Source organism: Cupriavidus sp. 05T41 (assembly GCF_056396525.1).
Window position 1 is genome coordinate 88,282 of sequence record NZ_JBFTLQ010000001.1, and the last position, 20,055, is coordinate 108,336.

The following is a 20,055-nucleotide window of genomic DNA, read 5'->3' on the forward strand; positions in this document are numbered from 1 at the left end:
AGAAGCGGGCGGTGTTCGCTTGCGAAAGCAGGCACTCAGCATTCACAGTAGCCTGCGCCGGAGCGCAGCACCGGGTCACCAACAGCGTAGCTGCGAACCCTTCGACGATCCAGCCTAGCCCCCAGAGCACCAAGGAAATTGATCGGAACGCAACGGGATTCCAGATGGTCAGAAGGCGCGCCTGCCTTCCCTGCTGGTAGGGAAGTTGCCCGCCGGCGTGCGCTGGAGATACAGGGTATGGCCAGTAATGGTGTCCCCGGTTGAGTAGAACTGAAGCGGCTTGTCTCCGACCTGCACCTGCGTGGAAGGGCCGAAGAGATCGTCAAGCCCGTACCAGGCTTCACCCCCCGCCATCTTGACCCGATATACACCGAAGGGAACCTTGATACTGGACACCGTCCCTCCGCGTACAAATGTCACCAGAACCGGCCGCTGGGTGTTCCATTCCTCAAGCTTAACGATGTTCAGGCTGCTGCTGGCCATTGCGTCGACGGTAAATCCTGCGGCCTGACCTTCCGGCAGTTGCTGGAATGTCAGCACGGTGCCATTGTCGGGAAACGGCTGGGCGGGGGCAGACGGAGTCGGCGGCGTTGCAGGCTGGGCAGGCATTGAGTTCGGAATCTGGCCAAGGATGCGCCGCTCGGGGTCGGACGACGATCCGGCCGTTGTGGTTTGCCCTATGCCGTCGCTGCCGTGCACCTCGGCCCACGGCGGCGTGGGTAGGCTGTAGTCGCGAGGCCCAAATAGCTTCCACATCGGAACAGCAAGTAAGCCGATGCACCCGAAGATAACCGCGATGACCACATGGCCCACCGTCAGTCCTGACCCGCGTCGGCGCGGTGGCAATTTCATGTGTCCGTCGCGAAATCTCTCGCGGTCCCGCGTGTAGTCTCGATCCTGGACGCCCACTGTGCCGTTTCCCCCGTGTATGCACGACCTAACATCTTAGCGGCGACGACCTGATGGCAACCCCCCCACTAAAGTATGGGGCGGCGGGAGTACATAGCCGCCCTGAACGAGCCACAATTCCAGCTTACGTACATTTTGGCTGCAAAGACATGACTAGGAAGCTCCTGCTGGTGGACTACGAGAACGTCCACAAGATTGACCTTTCGCCGTTGGACAAAAGCTATAGCGCGATGATCTTCGTCGGCGCGAATCAGAATCCACCAAAGGCAGTCACCAAGCCCGCCACCGCGCACAGGTTCCAGCGCGTTGACTTCCTGAAAATCGAAGGCAGTGGCAAGAATGCACTGGACTTCCACATCGCATTCCAACTCGGCCGAATGATCGAGACCGCACCACAGACAGAGTGCTTTGTCTTGTCGAGAGACAAGGGCTTCGACCCCTTGCTGGCCTACCTCAACAAGATCGGGTTGAAATGTCGACGTCTGGAGAGCATGGACGAACTCGTGTGCGAGCCCGTGTGTCAGGGCGAGAATGACGAAACGACCGCCTGCAGGAGATGTCACAAGGTGAGTACAATCGCGCACTACGGCGGCCGCTGGTGTACGAATTGCGGCTGCTTCGCGAGCCCCCCGGACCGCAAGCAACTGCCTTCCTCTCAAGCCGGCTTCGCAGAGCGTGAAGGTCAGCGTGGCGGCAGGCACCTCACAGACCGCCAGCAAGGCATTCTCGCAGTCTGCGGGTGGTGCAACTGCCGCGGCGACATGACCGGGGGTATCTACGACGATGGGGAATGGATGTGTGCCGGTTGCGTAGGCCGATACGCCCGGTGACGAGCGGCAGTCCAACAGTCGCTCGACGCGAGCTGTTCCGAATGGCAGAGATGCGTCGGTAGCGCCGTCGCGTGCGCGCCCTCGCCCCACCAATGGGTGGGGGGGTCCCTTTTGGTTAGGCCGGTTGTTCTTCGAATTGCTTCGCTTCGAGCCGGACTCTGCGCTCGTCCAGCAGCTCGCCATCGAACATCCAATAGTCGGAACCGCTGACCGAACTCGATTTGTATCCCATGTCCTGGAGGGCTTTCAGGGCGGCGCCGGACAGGCTCATGGTTTCGCCCTTGAAGCTGACCTTACCGCCATCGAGGACTGTTGCCGTGATGCTCTCATCCCGAGCCAGCACCAGGATGTCGCAAGCCTTGATACCGAGCGCAGCAAGATTGATACGCGATCGGCGCTGTTCCTTCGCCTTTTCCATGGCTTGCACTTCGACGGGGTCGATGTCGGCTTTGCCTGGGGTAATTTCCTTGAAGTTGCCGATGCTCAGTGCCAGCACGACCTTCTCTGGCTCGACTTTGAAGAACTCTCGCTTTGGGTTAATGCGGTGTTCGGAGAATAGCTGGTGGAGAGTTTTCTCCAGCTTGTTCAGATTGATCTCCTCCGGTATCTCGGCGGCAAAGTGGCACTCGAACGGCAGCGGCACTCCGGTGCCGCAGCTTAGATTGGAAATGCGGGATTCGACGCTATCGGTGGTGAGCCCGATTTTCACAAGACCGGGCATGGCCTCGTTTTTCAGCACGTAGATAACTCTGGGCATGGGCGTTATTTCTTGGAGTTGCGGTCTTGTTCGCTGAGTATCTGCAGCAGCGCCAGGACAATTCGAGGAGCCCCGCGGAATCCATCCATGCTTTCATGCTCGTGCACCGAGAGCATGGCCTCAAGGGCCCGGTATGCAGGACCATCCCCGTCGTATAGGGTCTCGTCGATGGCATCGAGGTCAATGACGAGTTGCTTCGTTCCTTCTTCGCGAAGCTCATAGAAGCGGTGGGCAGCCTCCGTCCAGTAGGGGTCTTCAGACCAATGACGCGTCATAGCGGAATTCATGGCGAAACAGATGGAAGGTCATTCTAGCCGTCAGCATAAAAATTTGCACTGTCGCCGCCCCTGATTGATTGTCCATTCTTCTATGCGCGCACTTGCTTATGGTTTGAGTTGACCAGAGTCCTCACAAACCTGACGTTACCCCATTTTAATGACGAATGACAGAAGCGGGTTGGCAAGGGCCAGCTATCCGCCCGCGACCTGACTAGCCGACCAAGTCCGCCCCCAAACACCGGCGTTCCTGAGCGTTTCCGCCGGTGCAGGCGAGTCCGCGTTCGACCGGTCACTGCCGTCCGCCATTGCCATTCGGAAAACTTTCAGCCGACTGCTTCCCGTTGGTAATCGGCCGATCACCATCACTCACGGATACAAAAGTCGCGAAAACGGCTCGCCGAAGGCCGAATATCGATCCGGTGGAGCAGGGCGACTGGGTGTGACTCCTCCTATTTACCGCTAGTCATGCAACGTAGGTACTCCACGCAAGAGACATAGTCGCTCCGGTCTGCGATCTTCACGTGGTTGTAGTTCATTGCGCGCTCGAAGACTGACCAATCACGCAGTATCTGCTCACCAAATTCAAGCGGCGTAAACCCACTCGCGTTGTCAAGGTGGAGTAAGCCGGGATCATAATCTACCAGCATGTGCACGATCTTGGCACGTCCGAGCTTGACGGCAGTATGCAACGCGCTGCTTTTCTCGCCATCCTCGACTATTTGCAGATTTGGGTGGTACGCGAGAATGACGGCGAGACACTCGGCCCCCCCGCCTTTCACTGCGGCGTGAATTGACGTTCTGCCTAGATGGTCCTGCTGGTCAACAACAGCGCCGGCATCGAGCACGGCGCGAACAATCGGGACGTCGCCGCGATCAGCCGAGAGCATAAGCGGGCTCTGCCGCTTGAAATCCGTCAGGTTCGCCTGTTCAGGCCACGCTCTCAGTAGAAGGCAGATCGCGTGGCGGCGCCTTTCGAGGTGCGTGGCAAGCCTACTGACATCGTCGGACAGCCCCTTCGGAATCATGGTGTGCAAGCGCGGCATACTCGCTTCGAGCCCGTTGAGAAATTTCAACCAACACAGCAGGACGGAATCGCCTCGCACGCTGTCCAACTTCTTGTTGCCGAACGATTTGGCGTTATCGTCGAACCAGCGCTGCAGACTGTCCCAATCTCCTTCTTCGATCATCCGGAATGTTTCGCCCATGATTTGCTTCACTTGCGCCTCGGCGATTGGCCGTTCCCTCGGGTAGCCCGGATAGGGCTTGTAGAGCGTGTCCCAGAAGTATTCGGCGACGACCTTCGCTACGTCCTTTATGTCGATGTTTATAGGATCGCCTTCTATCATGTTATTCGCCAGCATGATGCGATACGGTCGCTCGTGCTTATCGGGATCGAGTCGCCGGTCCGCGACGAGTGTCGCTAAGAGGTCGCGCGCCGCCTCGCCGAACATCGATCCGAAGTTGCGCTGATAGCCGGAGTCGATAGCCTGCTTGAAAAGCTCTGTCGCCTCCTCGAATTGATTGCGTGCGAGGCAGTGCTTCGCCCGATATTGCAGAAGCGGCAACGCCCAGGTAGCGCGCGCAGGACTGCGCTCCGCTTCTTGCAGCAGCGCCTCGACGCGCTGTTCGACGTCGTGGGGCCGGTCCGAGGAGCCGCAGTTGAGAAGGTTCCCAAGTGCGCACACGAGTGCGCCGACCACCTGTTGGGGGGACTGCGCGAGTTGTCTCATGCGCTCAATAGCCGCCTGGCGCGCCCTTGGCGAGGCGTCGGAGGACAACGCCAACTGGCTAACCGCCATGTAGTCAGTTTCCGCCTGCAATGCTCGCCAGGGCGAGGACCTGCGGGCCCGGTCCTTCAGATCGATCTCCAGTTTCCTGCTCTCGATAAAGTCGCTCAGCAACAAGCCCTTCGTCTGGGCCACGCGTAGCGCATCCGCGCTATCCATCGCGAAAAAGTCGTCAAGTGGGGCCTGCGAGTCTAGGGTCGTGAAGCGGTGGGTCAGCAGATCGGCGACTTCGGTTTTGGCGGACAACCTTTGCGAAGGCGCGATCGACAGAAAAACCGTCGCTCGCTCCAGAGGCGGAAGACGATGCTCGAACCAGGCGTCCTGTTCCACTTCGCTTTCGGCGCACTTATAGGCTTCGACGGTTATGTTGTAGCTGATCCGAAAGAGGGCGAAGAGCTGCAGCACTTTGTTCTCATTGGCGTTAGGACAGGTGAAGGCAACGCCCGGACACAGAAATTCCACGAGACGTTTGTAGCCGTCCTGCACCGCACGCGCGATGCGGAGGCGCTGGCGAATGGTGCGCATCGACGGCCTGGCATAGCGAACCTCGAGCAGCCGCACGAATTCCGCTTGCTCTTCGGTCGATGCCTCGTCGTTCATGACAGCTTCAATGCGGCCGGGCTGCGTCATCGGGATCTGCGAACGCAGCGCTTCCGGGTCCAGCTTCTTGCGATGAACAAAGGTCAGCGCGGCGGCGATCCGTTCCTCGTGCGGCAGCTCACCGGACAAGTCGAGGGTGCCTTTGAATTCCATGGTGGCGTCATTCGGAAAATAGTCCTTGATCGACTGGATCCTGGGGATCGTCCCATTCCGCCATTTGTAGAGTGTCCGCTCCATCGAATCGGGCGCATCGGCGTCGTCTCTAGCCTTGGCGCCGCCCAGACTGAGTACGACCTGATCCATCGGCAGGCCGAGAAGATCCATAAGCCAATCGACGACGTGCTGCACGGGAAGGGATATCTGTTTCGTCGTCTGGTCGACGTTGGGAAGGAACCAGAATTCACCGCCGGGCATGCCGTGGTCAAAGGGCTCGACGAGATTCCAATTTGCGATCAGGCGTCCTGCCGCTGGAGCGTAGGTGAAGGCGCACATATGCCAGACAACCTGCTGAGCGCTTGCATCAAATGTCCAGACATTCTGAGAGAGGGAACGATGGAAGCCCGTCCAATCGTCCAGATTGATAGAGGCATCGCGGCGTGCGGCTTCGCTCAATTCGAGCGCATCGAAAATCCCTTCGAGCTCGCTTTTCAGTATGGCTAGGTGACTCTTGAGCTTCTTTTCGAGTTTGACGAACTTCCCTTGATCTTTTGACGACAGACGCTCAAGGCCGATGCACTGGCTGATTTCGAGCAGAACGGATTCGAAGGTCGGCAGGACGGCCATGGAAGCATCCTAAGAAGTGGATAGTGATCCTCATTCTCTGCGATGGAGGGAAAGAATCCAATGAACTTTGGCGTCCCCCGCCTTTCGATCCGGCGCGATCGAGGGGACGGGTAGATTCATTTCGCGGTGGCCGCACTACGGGCAATCTGGGGGAACCCGCATCCACCGGAGAGTGTCCTTGCTGCAAGCCAAGAAAGAGCATCAGCCCATCTCGCGCGAGTTGGTCATCAACTGGCATGTGACCGAAGCGTGCAACTACAGTTGCCGTTATTGCTATGCCAAATGGGACAACGCCGAGTCCCGTCGAGAACTGATTCATGACTGGGCTGGCACGACGCGCCTGCTCCAAGAACTGCAGACGTTCTTTGTTCCCGGGAACGCGACCAATCCGCTTACGCCTGCATTCAAATGGACGTCCGTCCGGCTGAACCTGGCCGGCGGCGAGCCGCTCCTGTATAGCAGGCAGATCCTGAACATTGCAGCGCTTGCGCGCGAACTGGGATTTGGCGTTTCGATCATCACCAATGCCAGCTTGCTGACTCCTGCACTGGCGGAAGCGCTGGCCGAATACCTGTCGTTGCTTGGCGTCAGTCTGGATTCGGCGTGTAGTGCGAGCAACCGAGAAATCGGTCGTCGTGACAGACAAGGACGGCAGATTACGCCCGACACGCTGGAAGGAAGCATTGCGGCCGCGCGACGCATCAATCCAGAACTCCGCCTGAAAATCAATACGGTTGTCAACGCACTAAACTGCGATGAAGACATGACACCGCTGATACGCAAACTGGCACCGGAAAAGTGGAAGGTGCTCAAGATGCTCCCGATCATTTCATCCGAGCTCGGCGTCTCCGACGCTCAGTTCGCCGCCTTCGTGAAACGTCATTCCGGATACGGCTTGCCACTGCGCGCCGAGAACAATGTCGACATGGTCGAGTCATACATCATGATCGATCCGCTTGGACGCTTCTTCCAGAACGCGGGATCTCGCAGCGGGTATCACTACAGTCCGCCAATCCCTCGCATCGGTGCAATCGCCGCATTTGCGAAGATCGCTTTGTCGTCGACGAGATATCTGGCTCGATACTCCTCGACGGGCACCGTGCGATGAAGTATTCCCCCGGAAAGGAGATGACGTCCTTGTTCGCCGGCTCGTTAGGGAGGGTTGGAGATTTACGCGGGGAGGCAGACACGGCGGCCTGCTGCCTCCTTCTGGGCAAGAGCGTTGATCGTCCCCTGTGCCCCCGGCGATCGAAGGGCCTGGTTGAACTTCAAGCGAGACGTGAAAAACGCGCGTCGAGTCGTTAACGAGAGTGTGCCGTCCGCAAACGCAGGATAGAGGGTACAAATGCCCCAAGAGCTTCGCGTTCCGCAACAGCCTACCGCTGTCGGCGGCGGGGAAGGTGCTCAAAAGTGCGTTACGCAGGGAGTTGGGGGAGTGTTTTCCGCACCTCGTCGGGGGCACACGGCGCCCTTGCCGCAGACGAAGGCTTGCCGAGAGCTGTCTTAGCGCCCTACGGCCGTTCGCGCACGGCGCCCCCGAGACATTCAAACGTCAGCTTCGTGGAGACGATGCTCTGGCAGACCTGCCAGCGCGCGCCGCGGACATGTGCGCATCGATCTCGGTGGAACAGTTCTGACGAGGACAGGACTCCCACACCACCACCCCAACCAGTACCTTGCCGTTGGGCAACATGGGAATTCACGGTGCCCGATGTCATCTTCATTTCCTATACACTTTCCTGCGCACATGGAGGTAGCCCGACCGGGCCCGCAAGCCGGCGTCTGCACGATTCCGGCACCTCTGGTGCCATGGTGCGCTGGCCGCGCCGGAGCCGGCCTCCGCGCCTGAGTTAAGCGATTTTCAGAACGTGAGGTAATCAGATGAAAGCACGGATCGTGATCGCAGCATTGGGAACCTTGTTTCTCACCCCCTTGGCCCATGCCTCGGAGCAGGTGCACTGGTCCTACCAGGGCAAGACCGACCCAAGGCACTGGGCGGGTCTGGAAGCGGATTACGCGGTGTGTGGAATCGGCCACCGGCAGTCACCGATCAATATCGAGACACGCAAGGTGACCGGCAAGACGGCCCAACCCGTTGGCCTCTCCCATATGCCTGCCAGCGCAGAGGTCATCAACAACGGCCATACCATCCAGATCGAGCCCGAGAACGGGGGCACCCTTACCCTCGACGGGGTGGCCTACAAGCTCGTGCAGTTCCACTTCCACACCCCGAGCGAAGAGAAAATCAACGCAAAGGCCTATCCACTGGTCGCCCATCTGGTACACAAGAGCGCGGACGGCAAGCTGGCGGCGATCGCCGTGCTGTTCCGCACCGGGAAGTCAAATGCCACGCTGCGGCCAGTCTTTGCAAACCTGCCGGCGAAGGAAGGCGAGAAACGGCGGCTGGATGGCAACATCAATGCTGGCGACCTGCTGCCGGCGGATCGCAGCAACTACACCTTCATGGGATCGCTGACGACGCCGCCGTGCAGCGAAGATGTGCGGTGGGTGGTGATGAAGACGCCAGTGAGCCTGTCATCGGCGCAGCTCGCGGCGTTCCGCAAGTTGTACAAGATGAATGCGCGGCCGACGCAACCGCTGAACGGGCGCGAGATACAGGCCGGGAGCTAGAGCGAGCCCAAGGTCCCTCAATATCTGGAGGGATGTTGCCGCAGACTACATAACGCGTCGGTGCCGCAAGCGCGGTACATCCGCTAGCCAAGGTTAGCCACCGGCCGGCTGCAGCACCCTGGAAGCTGCCGTCGGGGCGACGCTGGATTGAACGGCTGACAGGGGTCGTTCTCCGGCCTTCAGTCGCCTGCAGATCGGCGATGAACCTTTCTTTATTCAGGACGACAAGGAGCGCACCAGTCGCGTTTTCAGCGGCCAGGGTCTAAAGGCGAGAATCCAAAGGCAGACCAAGGGCCCAACCAGCGGAATCAGCGCCAGGTATTCGTAGCCCGATTCGAAACGGGCGGTGCGGAAGACCTTCCGGAACGGAAAGAACCACAGCGCCTCAAAGGCGAGAAAGCCAAGCAGGTAGATGCTCATGGTGCAGCGCCGCAAAAATTCATCCGGGAAGTGTACGGCTCGCCGGTGTATTTCTTTTCCCCTAAGGCGAGGGGGATAGCAGGGGGTGGATGCGCCGCCGTCCGGGCGACCGCTTCACTCCACTCAACTTCGAATTGCGAACATCAGGGAAACGTAGTCAGCAGCCATGGCTCAGTCCGCGACAACAGCGGAGGCACGAGTTCGGCGGTGGGGGTTGAGTGCCGGGCACTTCGCGGGCCCGCATGAGACAACGGGACGTTCCCTTCAAGACTTGATTCGCTAAGATTCTGCAGTCGCCGCAACCGCGGTGGCCGGGGATAGCAGCCCGCAATACGTAGACGGACGACCGCCGCAAGGCGGCATTCTTACCGCTAACGTACGAGGCACCCATGCTTACTCATCTCCCTGTCCACTGTGGGCGACGCTCGAAGCACTTTAGCTGGCTTGGATTTTTGCTGGCATCTAGACTTCGCGTGTCGCATCCACGGCGATTGGGTTTGACAGCCCGTTCACAAAGGACGTCGAGCCGCTCCGCGCGGCTCCTTGTCAAACCTGTTCGCACAGGAGGTCACTCCATGTCCTTCATTCCCGTCACCCATTGCTTGCAATCGACACATCCGCAGTTCGCCCCCGCCTCTGGATGCATCAACGCGATGCAAAGGAGCGTGTTCCATGGTTAAGCACACCCGCTACGGCATCACTGCTGAACACACCGGCGCCGACATGTTCATTACGGCCCATTTCCCATGTGAAGACCCGCTGAGCCTGGCGGGTGAGAAGGCCGCGCAGCTCCACGCGCTGCTCACTGTCACGCAAGACGGCGCCACCGTTGGCCAGGACCTTGCGGACGATCCTCAGGGGCATCTGCTCTCGCTTGCCGCCGGGCTGGCGCACGAGACTCTGGTGCTGAGCGAACTCGCTGCCCAGCATGAACAAGAGGGACAGGGCGGGGCATAATGCAGCGTCAACATTACGCGGTAACCCGGCGAGCAGGACTGCCGGGTTGTCGCGTTCGTGCGTACGGTGCCCTTGTGCGATCGAGTTTTCCCTCCCATCGTAGGGTGGGCAGAGAATCAAAAGTCATTTCCCTTGGCAGAGCACAATAAAACATCAAATAAATCTGCCAGAAATATCGCTGGAAATTTCGAACGAATTACTAACCCTTTCGGGTGAAGCATGCAGGGTACCGGCGCAATTTCCCACCGTCATCAAGGGGGCGATTGTTGCTCGTAACCCCTTGTCGGCGCATCCCTACCTTTGTCGGGTCCACACTTAAGGGGGGATCGAAAAGACAGGAAAAACGCCTGTATTGCCTTGAAGATTGCCCCCCTGGAGCCATACACTTCGCCGGTCCTTCGCGCGGTGATGCAGTGCAAGAGAGCATGCCGGGCAGACAACACGAGGCCATCACCGCCAGGTTCATCTCCGCGCGCTGCACACAGTAGAGCGGGAAGGCACCAGCGTGTGCCAATGTCGGACCAGCGGATTCGTCTCAGCAATGCGTGTCAGAGAATGACAGCAGCGCGGGCATTCGGGTATCAAGGGAATTACTAGTCGTGTTCAAGTATGCAAGCAAGCAGTCGTTTATCAGAGCGTTAATCAGCCTGGGCATTGTCCCGTTGCTGGCCTCTTGCGCACTCGCGCCCGGGATGCGTTTCGATCCCCAACGACCGCTCGATCCGGAAGACCCGGAATCCGTGCCCAAGGTCACGCTGATCACCCCCGCACTGGTTCGGGCGCTGAAGGCGTCCACTGTACCGGCCAACGCCGGCATCGAGGCACTGTACGCTGAGCCGAAGCCGTACACCATTGGTGTGGGCGATATTCTTTCCATCGTCGTCTGGGATCACCCTGAGTTGGTGTTCCCCACGCAGACGTACTCGATCGGTCAGGCCTACGACATTCCCAATTACAGTGGTGCCGCTAACGTACCGGGCTATGTGGTCAGCCCGGCGGGCACCATTCAGTTCCCGTATGCAGGGGTGATCCAGGTCCTGGGTAAGACACCGGATGATATTCGCGGCCAGCTCAGCAAATCACTGGTGCCGTACGTCACCATGCCGCAGGTGACCGTGCGCGTGCTGGCATTCCGCAGCAAGCGCGTGTACCTGGACGGCGAAGTCAAAACCCCGGGCCCGCAGAACATCGACGATGTGCCAATGACGCTGGTCGAGGCACTCAACCGCGCAGGCGGCATCAACGTTCTGACCGGCGACAACAGTCGCATCCGCATCTCGCGCGATGGCAAGAACTACATCGTCAATATGCCGGCGCTCCTGCAACAAGGCGTGGACCCCGCGCGCATCCTGCTGCGCAGCGGCGACATTGTGCGCGTGGAGCAGCGTGAAGACAGCAAGGTGTTTGTTGCTGGGGAAGTGGTGCGGCCCATCACCGTGCTGCCGCGCAACGGTCGCCTCACGCTCAGTGAGGCCATCGGCGAAGCCGGCGGACTTAATCCCATATCCGCCAATGCCAAAGAACTCTATGTCATTCGCAAGAGTGGTGACGGCGACGCCGAGGTGTTCCACCTCGACGGCAAATCACCCGTCTCCTACGCGCTGGCCGAAGCCTTCGAGCTCAAGCCCAGGGACGTCGTCTACGTCGATGCCGCCGGTGTGGTCCGCTGGAGCCGCGTGATCAACCAGCTGCTGCCCAGCGGCAACTTCGTAACGGGCGCCGCGAACGTAGCCAAATGATCAAGACTGTTCTGGTGGTATGTATCGGCAATATTTGCCGGAGTCCGATGGCAGAGGGGATTCTGAAACAGGCTTTGCCTGAGACAAATGTCGCGTCCGCCGGCCTCGGGGCGCTTATTGGCGATCCTGCCGACCCTATCGCAGTCGCACTGATGAAGGAACGCGGTATCGATATCACCGCCCACCGCGCTCAGCAACTCAGCCGGGTCTTAGCGACGCGGGCAGACCTAATCCTTGTAATGGACAACGAGCAGCGCCAAGATATCCAGCGGCACTATCCCGCCACCACCGGGCGGGTATTTCGCATGGGAGAGTTCGCCAAGTTCGACGTGCCAGATCCGTACCGCGAAAGCCGCACTGCGTTCGAAAACGCTCTGCAGTTGATCCAACGAGGCGTGGAAGCCTGGGTGCCGCGCATCCAGGCGCTCCGTTAACAGTATTGGTAGCAAAGGCAATGAACCAGACCCCTCCCCCAGTCGTTGTAGCCGCGCCGCCGGAAGAAGAAATTGACCTAGTCCGGTATTTGGACGTGCTGCTTGCAAGCCGTTGGCTGATTGCGGCAATTGCGTGCGTCGTTCTGATGCTTGGAATTGCATACGCCTTCCTTGCGCGACCCGTATACCAGGCGGATATCCTTGTCCAGGTTGAGGACAGCCCCAACAGTGCGAAGAGCCTTCTTGGGGATGTATCGAGCCTCTTCGATGTGAAGGCAGAGGCTGCCGCGGAAATCGAGATTCTTCGATCAAGAATGGTGGTCGGAAAAGCAGTAGACAATCTGAAGCTCTATATCGATGCCAAGCCAAAGTACTTCCCGCTGGTTGGAGCAGGGATCGCGCGCAAGGCGAAAGGCCTTTCAGAGCCCGGGTTCTTCGGGTTGGGCGGCTACGCTTGGGCAGCGGAAGCAATCAAGGTCGATCATTTTGATATTCCAGAAGAGCTCGAGGGCGAAAACTTCCAGATTGTAAGCTTGGGAGACGGTCGCTATTCCCTGGAGCAGCCTAGCCTCGATCATCCTATAGCGGGCGTTATCGGCGAGGATATTCGATCCGAACAGAGTGTCGGGACTGTCAGCGTGTTGGTGACCTCGTTGAAAGCGAAGGCAGGCGTAAAATTCAACCTGGTGCGAAATTCAAGATTGAAAACGCTTGAGGATCTGCAGGACGATCTAAAGATTGCGGAAAAAGGAAAACAAAGCGGCATAATCGGTGCGTCGCTAGATGGAAAAGATCCGATTCTGACGGCCGCTATCCTGAATGAGATTGGTGAGGAATACGTTGCCCAAAATATCAAAAGGAAGGCTGCAGAAGCAGAAAAATCTCTGGTATTCCTTGGCGATCTTCTTCCACAACTGAAAGTCGAATTGGAGCGTGCAGAAGTCAAATACAATGACATGCGTAACAAACGCGGCACATTCAATTTGAGTGAGGAAGGTAAAGCATTTCTCCAAGAAAGCGTTACCGCCGACACTACTCTTCTCGAACTGAAGCAAAAGCGCGCTGAGTTGATAACTCGCTTCGCACCTGGTCATCCCTCCGTGATAGCGCTCGACCAGCAAATCGCTGGCCTAAACGAGAAAGTTGGAAGCGTAGCAATTCGAGTGAAATCCCTACCCAACATCGAGCAAGACGCTTTGCGTCTGATGCGCGATGTTCAAGTGAACAACGACCTATACGTAGGGTTGCTGAACAACATGCAGCAACTCAAATTGGTGAAGGCAGGCAAGGTCGGGAATGTTCGTCTGCTGGATAATTCTCCCGTTCCAGAGGAAGCCATTAGACCCAAGAAGCCCTTGGTCATCGCGCTTTCGGCTGTTCTCGGACTTATGTTCGGTGTTATTGTCGCATTTATCAGGAATTGGTTATTCGGAGGAATTACCGATCCTCAAGATATCGAGCAACACACCGGGCTTAGCGTTTATGCAACAGTTCCGCTCTCGCAGGGACAGGTCAGCTTAAGCAACGAACTTCACTCGCGAAAAAAAGGTCAATACTTACTCGCGAATCGCTATCCAAACGAGACGTCCATTGAAAGCTTACGCAGCTTGCGGACCGCTCTCCAGTTCGCGATGCTTGACGCTGACAATAATCGCGTCCTTTTAACGGGACCCACGCCGGGAGTGGGAAAGTCATTTGTCTCAGCGAATCTGGCTGCAGTTATGGCTTCCGGTGGAAAGCGAGTGCTTCTAGTCGATGCGGACATGAGAAGAGGTTATCTGAATCAATATTTCGGAAAAGATCGAAACCTTGGTTTGTCGGATGTACTTGCTGGAAAAGCGAGTATTGAAGATGTTACTCACGGTGACGTGGCGGAGGGGTTGGATTTTATCTCGACAGGAACAATTCCTCCAAATCCAGCTGAGTTACTGTTGAATGAGAAAATGGTCCACTTGCTAGATGAGTTTAGTGGGCGTTATGACTTGGTGATAATTGATACCCCTCCGGTTTTGGCTGTATCGGACACAGCGATTCTCGCCGCACATTGCGGTGCTGTTTTCTTGGTGACGAGGTTCGAAAGAAGCACCATCGGAGAGGTGCGAGAGAGCGCCAAGCAATTGGGACATGCCAACGCCGATGTGAAGGGTGTGATATTTAATGGCCTAGATCCAAAAGCGTTTCGATATAGCTATGGCTCGAAATATGGTCGGTATCGTTACGCCTACTACAACTATGGGGCATAGGGTATTACCCTCCGGCTGGCCGGTTGCTCACCGCCTTTTGCAGAATCACCGATTCCTGCGAAGGGGAATCCGACGGAGGGAACAACATCGATGAATCGTTTTTCATTTTTGCTTTTCTCGGGAAGCTTGTTTTTCTTCTCCTTGAACGCATTTAGTGTCAGAGCTACGGCGATCGGGTACATCTTAATGTGCCTTCTCTTGCTTGTGAACGGAAGCAAGTTGTTGAGTATAAAAAATGGATTAGGCGTCGCAGTGCTTGGGGTGCTCGCATCCACGGCGATTGTTTGGTCGATCTCAATACTTCACGATTTTTATTTAAATTTTTTTATTAAGTTTTTTTTCGTCCAGATTTATATTGCTGCCGTTTATATATGCTTTAAGTCTGCTGTGGTTGGGTGTAGTGAGCTGCGTAAGGCTTGTCAGGTTCTTATATTTATTCATGCAGCATTCTTTCTATTCCAGGTTGGATATTTCTTGGCGACCGGTGATTTCATCGATTTGAATAACTATGTTAGAGAGGTTGAATCGGAATCCCTCTATATGACTAAGGCGCTGGAAGGAAGAGCCATCGGGATTAGGGGAGTAGGTTTGTTTTCTGAGCCGTCATTCTACGCCATGGCCGTACTTCCTGCTGCCGCCGTTCTTTTGGCCATTGACCGGCGCATTACGGTCCCGATTATTATCGCACTTGGGACCGCAACACTAAGCCTCTCAATCGCCGCGATTTTTGTGGTTGCTTTGCTGGGAACAGTCTTTCTTGTTGCGTGCAAGGGATCTCGCTGGGTAAAAGTGGCCATCCTTGCGGCAGCTCTCGCTGCCTCTCCATTTTTGTTTGAGTTTTATAATCTACGGGTCACAGAGTCTGTAGATTACGATGCAATTTCCAGCAGGCAATCTGTATTCGAGGAATTCAAGCAGCGCGAGTGGAATGCTGATGTATTTGGAGCGGGATTTTTTTGGGATGAGACATCCCGGGTCGGTGTAACCGGACTTTGGGGTTACCATGTTCGCGACTCATCTTTCCTGGTCTACTTGTATTTTGCTTCGGGAGTATTGGGGTGCGGATTATTTGCAACTATCCTTGCGCGAATATTTCGCGGTTGTTTTGTCGAGTTGCTCTTCTTTCTTCCTTTGCTTCTTTTTAAGTTTCATATTCTTTTTGGTCTGCTTTGGTTTACCCTAGCCTCCTTTTACCAAATTTGCCTATGGCGAAGAGTTGCCGAAAGGGAGCATGCACCGGAAATGATGCGGGTTGCAGGAAGGCATAAGAAATAGAAACTTGCTTGCGAGCGCGTTGCAATCCGTAGGTTGGCAAATGAACACGTGTAGTTCGTGATCAGATCCAGTTCTGATCTAGGCGAGTAATTAGCTTAATAAATGGTGACCTGAGGGTGGTTATGATGGGGAATGCCGGTAAGTGCTGCGTCCTAATACCTTACTATAACGCGGGCGATTCGTTGTTGGAGACCATCCACTCTGTCGAGGCCGGTTCGCTGGCGCCGGACGTCATCGTCGTGGATGACGGCAGTAGAGTCGAACGGAAAGCGGTCAATATCTTGGAGAAATATTCAGGCGCGCTGAAAATAAGATTGATTGAGTTGGATGAGAATCAGGGGATCGAACATGCCTTGAATCGCGGTCTCATTGATCTCGGTACATCTTACAAGTATGTTGCCAGGCTGGACTGTGGTGACCGTTGCAAGAACGATCGACTCAGAAAGCAAGTTGAGTTCTTGGACTCACATATGGATTACCATCTTGTCGGAAGTTGGGTTGATTTCGTCGATTTGGAAGGGAAACTGTTATACACCCTCAAGCACCCATCGGATTTTGCGTCGATCAAAAAGATGATGTTTCTAAATCCGACCTTTACGCATCCGGCAGTAATGTTTAGGAGTTCTTTACTTGCCACGTCTGGCTTGTATCCGGTTGATAAGCCAGCAGCGGAAGATTACGCATTTTTCTTCAAGATTATCCAAAACCATAAAGCGTCAAATCTGAACGAAAGCTTGGTAGACTGCCTAATTAGTCCGGCGGGGATATCCAATATGCGGCGGAGAATTCAGATCAAGAGCAGAATAAAAATTATATTGGAAAATTTCGAAGTTAATCCGTACGCATTTTATGGCCTGATTAGGTCAATTTTGCTTTTCTGCACGCCGAGAGGATTCACAGTAACCCTGCGCCGCGCGATGCGGAAGTTACAGTGACTAGGCAGCGAAGGAATATTATTTCAACGATTCGCTCCGGCTCGAATTTTCGAGCCTTGACATATATTGAGCGGTGAAGTTGCAACTGGAACGATGCCATGATCGCAATTATCGTTGACTCTCTGGAGCGCGTCCAATTCTTCAAGAGATTGGTTCTCCCTCTGTCGGACCGGTACGGCTTCATTTTTCTGACTTCTGAGCCAATCGCTCATCTTCGGATCCGTGCCGCGAAGCAGAGGTCATTCTACTTTCGCAGAAGTTGTGGCGAGGCTCGCTACCTGCGGGAGGACGACGTACTGACGTCGATCGAGCATTTAAACGATGATTTGCCGTTCCAGCAACTGATGCAGGACTACAGCATCATATACGGCAAGACGCGAGAGCTATTCGAGAAACTCGGTGTGGTGAAGTGTGCGATGTGGAATGGGCAGCAGATGCTTGGCAGAGCGGCGACGCGGGTCTGTCAGGAGATGGATATCGATACAGTATTTCTGGAGATATCAAATCTACCAGACAAGCTGTTTTCAGACTCAGAGGGTGTAAATGCGCTTTCAAGCATCAGCCGAGACCCGTCACTACTCGACGTTTTGCCCGATGCTGACCTTGAGGATCATCGTCGATGGTTCAAAAAATACGAGGAATATAAGCGCCTCCCCCCACCTCAATCTAATGTGAGGGTCGCGGCAAAAATAGCTTCTGGCTTGAATTATCTGGCTAAATTGGGGACAAATGGCGTTCTTCAAAGGAAGGTAAAAGGGTTAAGGCTTCGTAGCGCCGCATCCGTCACGGCAGCCAACGAGAATATGGATGTGGAAAGGTTAAAAGAAACGGAGTACATTTTTCTTCCGTTGCAAGTGAGTGGGGATACTCAGCTAAAGCTCCATTCCGAAGTGGGTAATGTGGAAGCGATACGGATTGCTGTCGAGAAAGCACGGGAGTTGGGGTGCATCCTGCTTGTCAAGCCGCACCCGGCCGAATTCAATTTAAACGAAATAGAGACTATTAAGGTGATGGCTCACCAACTTGGATTTCGTATTGTTGGGGGCAACACGACGATTTTGATTAAGTACGCGCGTTGCGTTATGACGATTAACTCGACAATTGGCCTCGAGGCACATCTGTACGGAAAGTCCGTAATATGTCTTGGTCGAAGCTATTACAGAGATTTCGATGAGGTGCAGGTGCGGAAATTTGTGCACCGGTACCTGGTTGACGGTATCGACTACTTTTCGCGTATGCCGATCTCCCGAACGGCCGCAGCACGGGCGTTGCAGATTTCTGCCGATTGAAGGTGGGGTGCTATGCTTCCGAACTGGCCGCGCAATCGCTTGGACGGACCCGCGGCCAGTCGGTATGAATCATTTTGGCAGTAATTTTCGGAAATTTTTAATTTTCAAGAATGTGATGTAATTTGAATCGTGCTGATTTTTTGCGCCACCTCGAGAGTCGTCCGCCGCGACTCGAACCGCAGTTAAAATATCGTCACCGTCGAAGATCCAGTCGGCATATTGATAGCCATGTCTATTCCAATCTGGATTGAATATTATATCGTCGGCGACCTTCCAATCATGCAAATCGAGAGAGTAGATGAGAGATAATCGATTTCTTGCTCGCTCGTAGTTGCCCCCCGCGTAGTCATTTTTCACCGCGTTCGATAGAGCGAGGTAGTAGCCACTGCTCGCATCGAAGCGTATAGTGAATTTCTTTCCGCCGCCTGGGAGGTTGATGAATCCAGTTTCTGGGTTGAATTCAGCGCGGGAACCAGATGAATCGACAGTGACTAGGGCTGCTTTCTCCTCACGGTCGTTGTAGTTGACTCGAAGAATATTTGTCACGTGGCCACTTGCGCTTGCGACGAGATTCCCTTCCATCCATCCGAGAAATCTGCCGTCAAGCCAACGTCGACTGGGAGTCGCCCCCGCGCTGATTGTCCAATTTGATGTGTTCAACAGGTCAAGCGTATCTTCCGGAATGGACAATACGATACTTTCGAGGCCTGCTTTCTGCACTCGCTCCATTGAGCGCCAGAGCCTGCCCTCGTGAACGAGAACTGGGACAGGGGCGGAAAGATAACGCCCGCTAAGTGGAAACAAGCCGTTGCGGGCCGAGTCTGGAGATGTCCAGGTAATACCTCCATTTTCGGACTTGCGGATAATTGGCGCTCCACGATCACTTGTGGTGCCGAGTAGATAGAGGTTATTCCGGAAAGTGAAGATAGATGACCAGTACTGGCCATCGATGACGGCCGCTTGAGACCAGTGTTCCCCTTGGTCGACCGACTTGTAAACGAAAGTTCTTTCGCCACTAGCAGCTGGTCCGAACTCGTCGTGAGAGATCACTATCGTACCGTCACGCAGTTTCGCGATTGAAGGTGATCCCAAATATAGCGAGTCGGACGCGAATCGATGTGAGACGACTGTGCCAGGTGGTCCTCCGTTGACTACTTGAGCAGTGCAACTCAATAGGAAAATGTGTGCGCCGAGAATAAATGTTATGCCGAGAGTGCGAAGAGAGTTCATTCTTCTCTGCAGTGCGGATGCTACTTTTTAAAAACACCGACGATGCGGTCATTCTGAGTTACGAGCAACGACGAGACACCTTTACGGTCCATAAGAGCCAACGCGTCCTCCACGCGCGTTCCGACCGGCACGGCGAATGGATCGGTCGACATCATGTCACGTGCTGTTCGTTCGAAAACCGCACTGCGATGGCGCTCAATCGCCCGACGAATGTCGCCGTCGGTTATGACGCCAACTGCGTCGCCGGATCTGACTAAGGCGATTCCTAACCTCGCATCTGTCATTGTGCTCAACACTTGCAGAATCCCGGTGTCGAGTTCTACAAATGGTAGGTCTCTCACCATTTCATCCTCCACCTTCCGTAGCAGCCTTCTCCCCAGCGATCCACCAGGGTGAAACCTAGCGAAGGCCTCGGGGGAAAAATCCTTCGCGCGCATCGCGGCAACAGCCAGTGCATCCCCGAGAGCGAGGGTTGCGGTGGTGGATGATGTGGGTGCCAACTGGAACGGACAGGCTTCAACGACGGCGCCGATACTCAGATGGCAATGTGCTGCCATTGCTAGCGTAGACGCAGGATTCCCAGTGATCGAGATCAGATGATTTCCGTTATCGCGAAGGTACGGAATTATCTTTACGACCTCGTCGGTTTCGCCGGAGTTCGAGATTGCGAGAAACGTATCTTCTGCTGTCACCATGCCGAGATCGCCGTGGTAAGCCTCGCCGGGGTGCATGAAGAAACTCGGAGTTCCAGTACTGGCTAAAGTGGCCGCAATTTTCTTTCCGACTATGCCAGATTTTCCCATGCCACAGACAACGACCCGCCCGCGCGAGCGAAGGATGTGTTGCACAGCTTGTGCAAATGATTCGTCGATCCCTTGGAGGAGGGCGGAGATTGCGTCTGCCTCGGATTGGAGAGTCGCCTTTCCCCACTTAATTAATTCGTTGCTGCTGATGTGAC

At 55.5% G+C, this 20,055-nt stretch carries 17 protein-coding genes; 10 read left to right on the forward strand and 7 right to left on the reverse strand.

What is annotated here, in order from left to right:
• Positions 1-168: 168 nt before the first annotated feature.
• On the reverse strand, positions 169-852 hold the full coding sequence (locus AC1DKV_RS00440; RefSeq protein WP_441614157.1) for a hypothetical protein: 684 nt from the start codon (positions 850-852) through the stop codon (positions 169-171).
• Between the two features lie 206 nt (positions 853-1,058).
• Between AC1DKV_RS00440 and AC1DKV_RS00445 the strand changes: the two genes are divergently transcribed.
• A complete protein-coding gene (locus tag AC1DKV_RS00445) occupies positions 1,059-1,739 on the forward strand; it encodes a PIN domain-containing protein (RefSeq protein WP_441614158.1) in 681 nt (226 codons plus the stop codon).
• Positions 1,740-1,854: 115 nt separating this feature from the next.
• Here the strand turns inward: AC1DKV_RS00445 and AC1DKV_RS00450 are convergent, their stop codons facing one another.
• The 3 genes from AC1DKV_RS00450 to AC1DKV_RS00460 form a co-directional block, all read right to left on the reverse strand.
• Complete coding sequence (locus AC1DKV_RS00450) at positions 1,855-2,496, reverse strand: GIY-YIG nuclease family protein (protein ID WP_441614159.1); 642 nt, start codon at positions 2,494-2,496, stop codon at positions 1,855-1,857.
• Between the two features lie 5 nt (positions 2,497-2,501).
• Positions 2,502-2,783 (reverse strand): hypothetical protein, encoded by a 282-nt coding sequence (locus AC1DKV_RS00455; RefSeq protein ID WP_477137347.1) that lies wholly within the window; start codon positions 2,781-2,783, stop codon positions 2,502-2,504.
• 440 nt (positions 2,784-3,223) lie between these two features.
• Positions 3,224-5,944: an ankyrin repeat domain-containing protein gene (locus AC1DKV_RS00460; RefSeq protein WP_477137348.1), complete on the reverse strand. Its 2,721-nt coding sequence runs from the start codon at positions 5,942-5,944 to the stop codon at positions 3,224-3,226.
• Positions 5,945-6,122: 178 nt separating this feature from the next.
• Between AC1DKV_RS00460 and AC1DKV_RS00465 the strand changes: the two genes are divergently transcribed.
• Positions 6,123-7,052 carry a viperin family antiviral radical SAM protein gene (locus AC1DKV_RS00465; protein ID WP_441614162.1) on the forward strand — a complete coding sequence of 310 codons (930 nt, stop codon included), beginning with the start codon at positions 6,123-6,125 and terminating at the stop codon, positions 7,050-7,052.
• A gap of 773 nt (positions 7,053-7,825) precedes the next feature.
• Complete coding sequence (locus tag AC1DKV_RS00470) at positions 7,826-8,575, forward strand: carbonic anhydrase (RefSeq protein ID WP_441614163.1); 750 nt, start codon at positions 7,826-7,828, stop codon at positions 8,573-8,575.
• 216 nt (positions 8,576-8,791) lie between these two features.
• Here AC1DKV_RS00470 and AC1DKV_RS00475 read toward each other — a convergent pair whose 3' ends face one another.
• Positions 8,792-8,995, reverse strand: a complete 204-nt coding sequence (locus AC1DKV_RS00475; protein ID WP_441614164.1) for a hypothetical protein — start codon at positions 8,993-8,995, stop codon at positions 8,792-8,794.
• 672 nt (positions 8,996-9,667) lie between these two features.
• On the opposite strand from AC1DKV_RS00475, the gene AC1DKV_RS00480 reads away from it, so the two are divergent.
• From AC1DKV_RS00480 to AC1DKV_RS00510, 7 genes are all read left to right on the forward strand, one after another.
• Positions 9,668-9,952: a hypothetical protein gene (locus AC1DKV_RS00480; RefSeq protein WP_441614165.1), complete on the forward strand. Its 285-nt coding sequence runs from the start codon at positions 9,668-9,670 to the stop codon at positions 9,950-9,952.
• Positions 9,953-10,551: 599 nt separating this feature from the next.
• The gene (locus AC1DKV_RS00485; RefSeq protein ID WP_477117150.1) at positions 10,552-11,691 is read left to right on the forward strand and encodes a polysaccharide biosynthesis/export family protein; all 1,140 of its coding nucleotides are present in this window, start codon (positions 10,552-10,554) and stop codon (positions 11,689-11,691) included.
• The gene (locus AC1DKV_RS00490) at positions 11,688-12,125 is read left to right on the forward strand and encodes a low molecular weight protein-tyrosine-phosphatase (protein WP_441614166.1); all 438 of its coding nucleotides are present in this window, start codon (positions 11,688-11,690) and stop codon (positions 12,123-12,125) included. Before AC1DKV_RS00485 ends, AC1DKV_RS00490 begins: the two co-directional genes overlap by 4 nt.
• A gap of 20 nt (positions 12,126-12,145) precedes the next feature.
• The gene (locus AC1DKV_RS00495) at positions 12,146-14,368 is read left to right on the forward strand and encodes a polysaccharide biosynthesis tyrosine autokinase (protein WP_441614167.1); all 2,223 of its coding nucleotides are present in this window, start codon (positions 12,146-12,148) and stop codon (positions 14,366-14,368) included.
• Positions 14,369-14,458: 90 nt separating this feature from the next.
• Positions 14,459-15,643 (forward strand): hypothetical protein, encoded by a 1,185-nt coding sequence (locus AC1DKV_RS00500; protein WP_441614168.1) that lies wholly within the window; start codon positions 14,459-14,461, stop codon positions 15,641-15,643.
• 125 nt (positions 15,644-15,768) lie between these two features.
• Entirely contained in the window at positions 15,769-16,578 is an 810-nt protein-coding gene (locus tag AC1DKV_RS00505; protein WP_441614358.1) for a glycosyltransferase, read from the forward strand.
• Between the two features lie 98 nt (positions 16,579-16,676).
• A complete protein-coding gene (locus tag AC1DKV_RS00510; RefSeq protein ID WP_441614169.1) occupies positions 16,677-17,867 on the forward strand; it encodes a capsular polysaccharide export protein, LipB/KpsS family in 1,191 nt (396 codons plus the stop codon).
• A 69-nt stretch (positions 17,868-17,936) separates the two neighbouring features.
• Here AC1DKV_RS00510 and AC1DKV_RS00515 read toward each other — a convergent pair whose 3' ends face one another.
• Both AC1DKV_RS00515 and AC1DKV_RS00520 read right to left on the reverse strand, forming a co-directional pair.
• A complete protein-coding gene (locus AC1DKV_RS00515) occupies positions 17,937-19,097 on the reverse strand; it encodes a beta propeller repeat protein (RefSeq protein ID WP_441614170.1) in 1,161 nt (386 codons plus the stop codon).
• A 20-nt stretch (positions 19,098-19,117) separates the two neighbouring features.
• On the reverse strand, positions 19,118-20,050 hold the full coding sequence (locus AC1DKV_RS00520; RefSeq protein WP_441614360.1) for a KpsF/GutQ family sugar-phosphate isomerase: 933 nt from the start codon (positions 20,048-20,050) through the stop codon (positions 19,118-19,120).
• Positions 20,051-20,055: the final 5 nt, after the last annotated feature.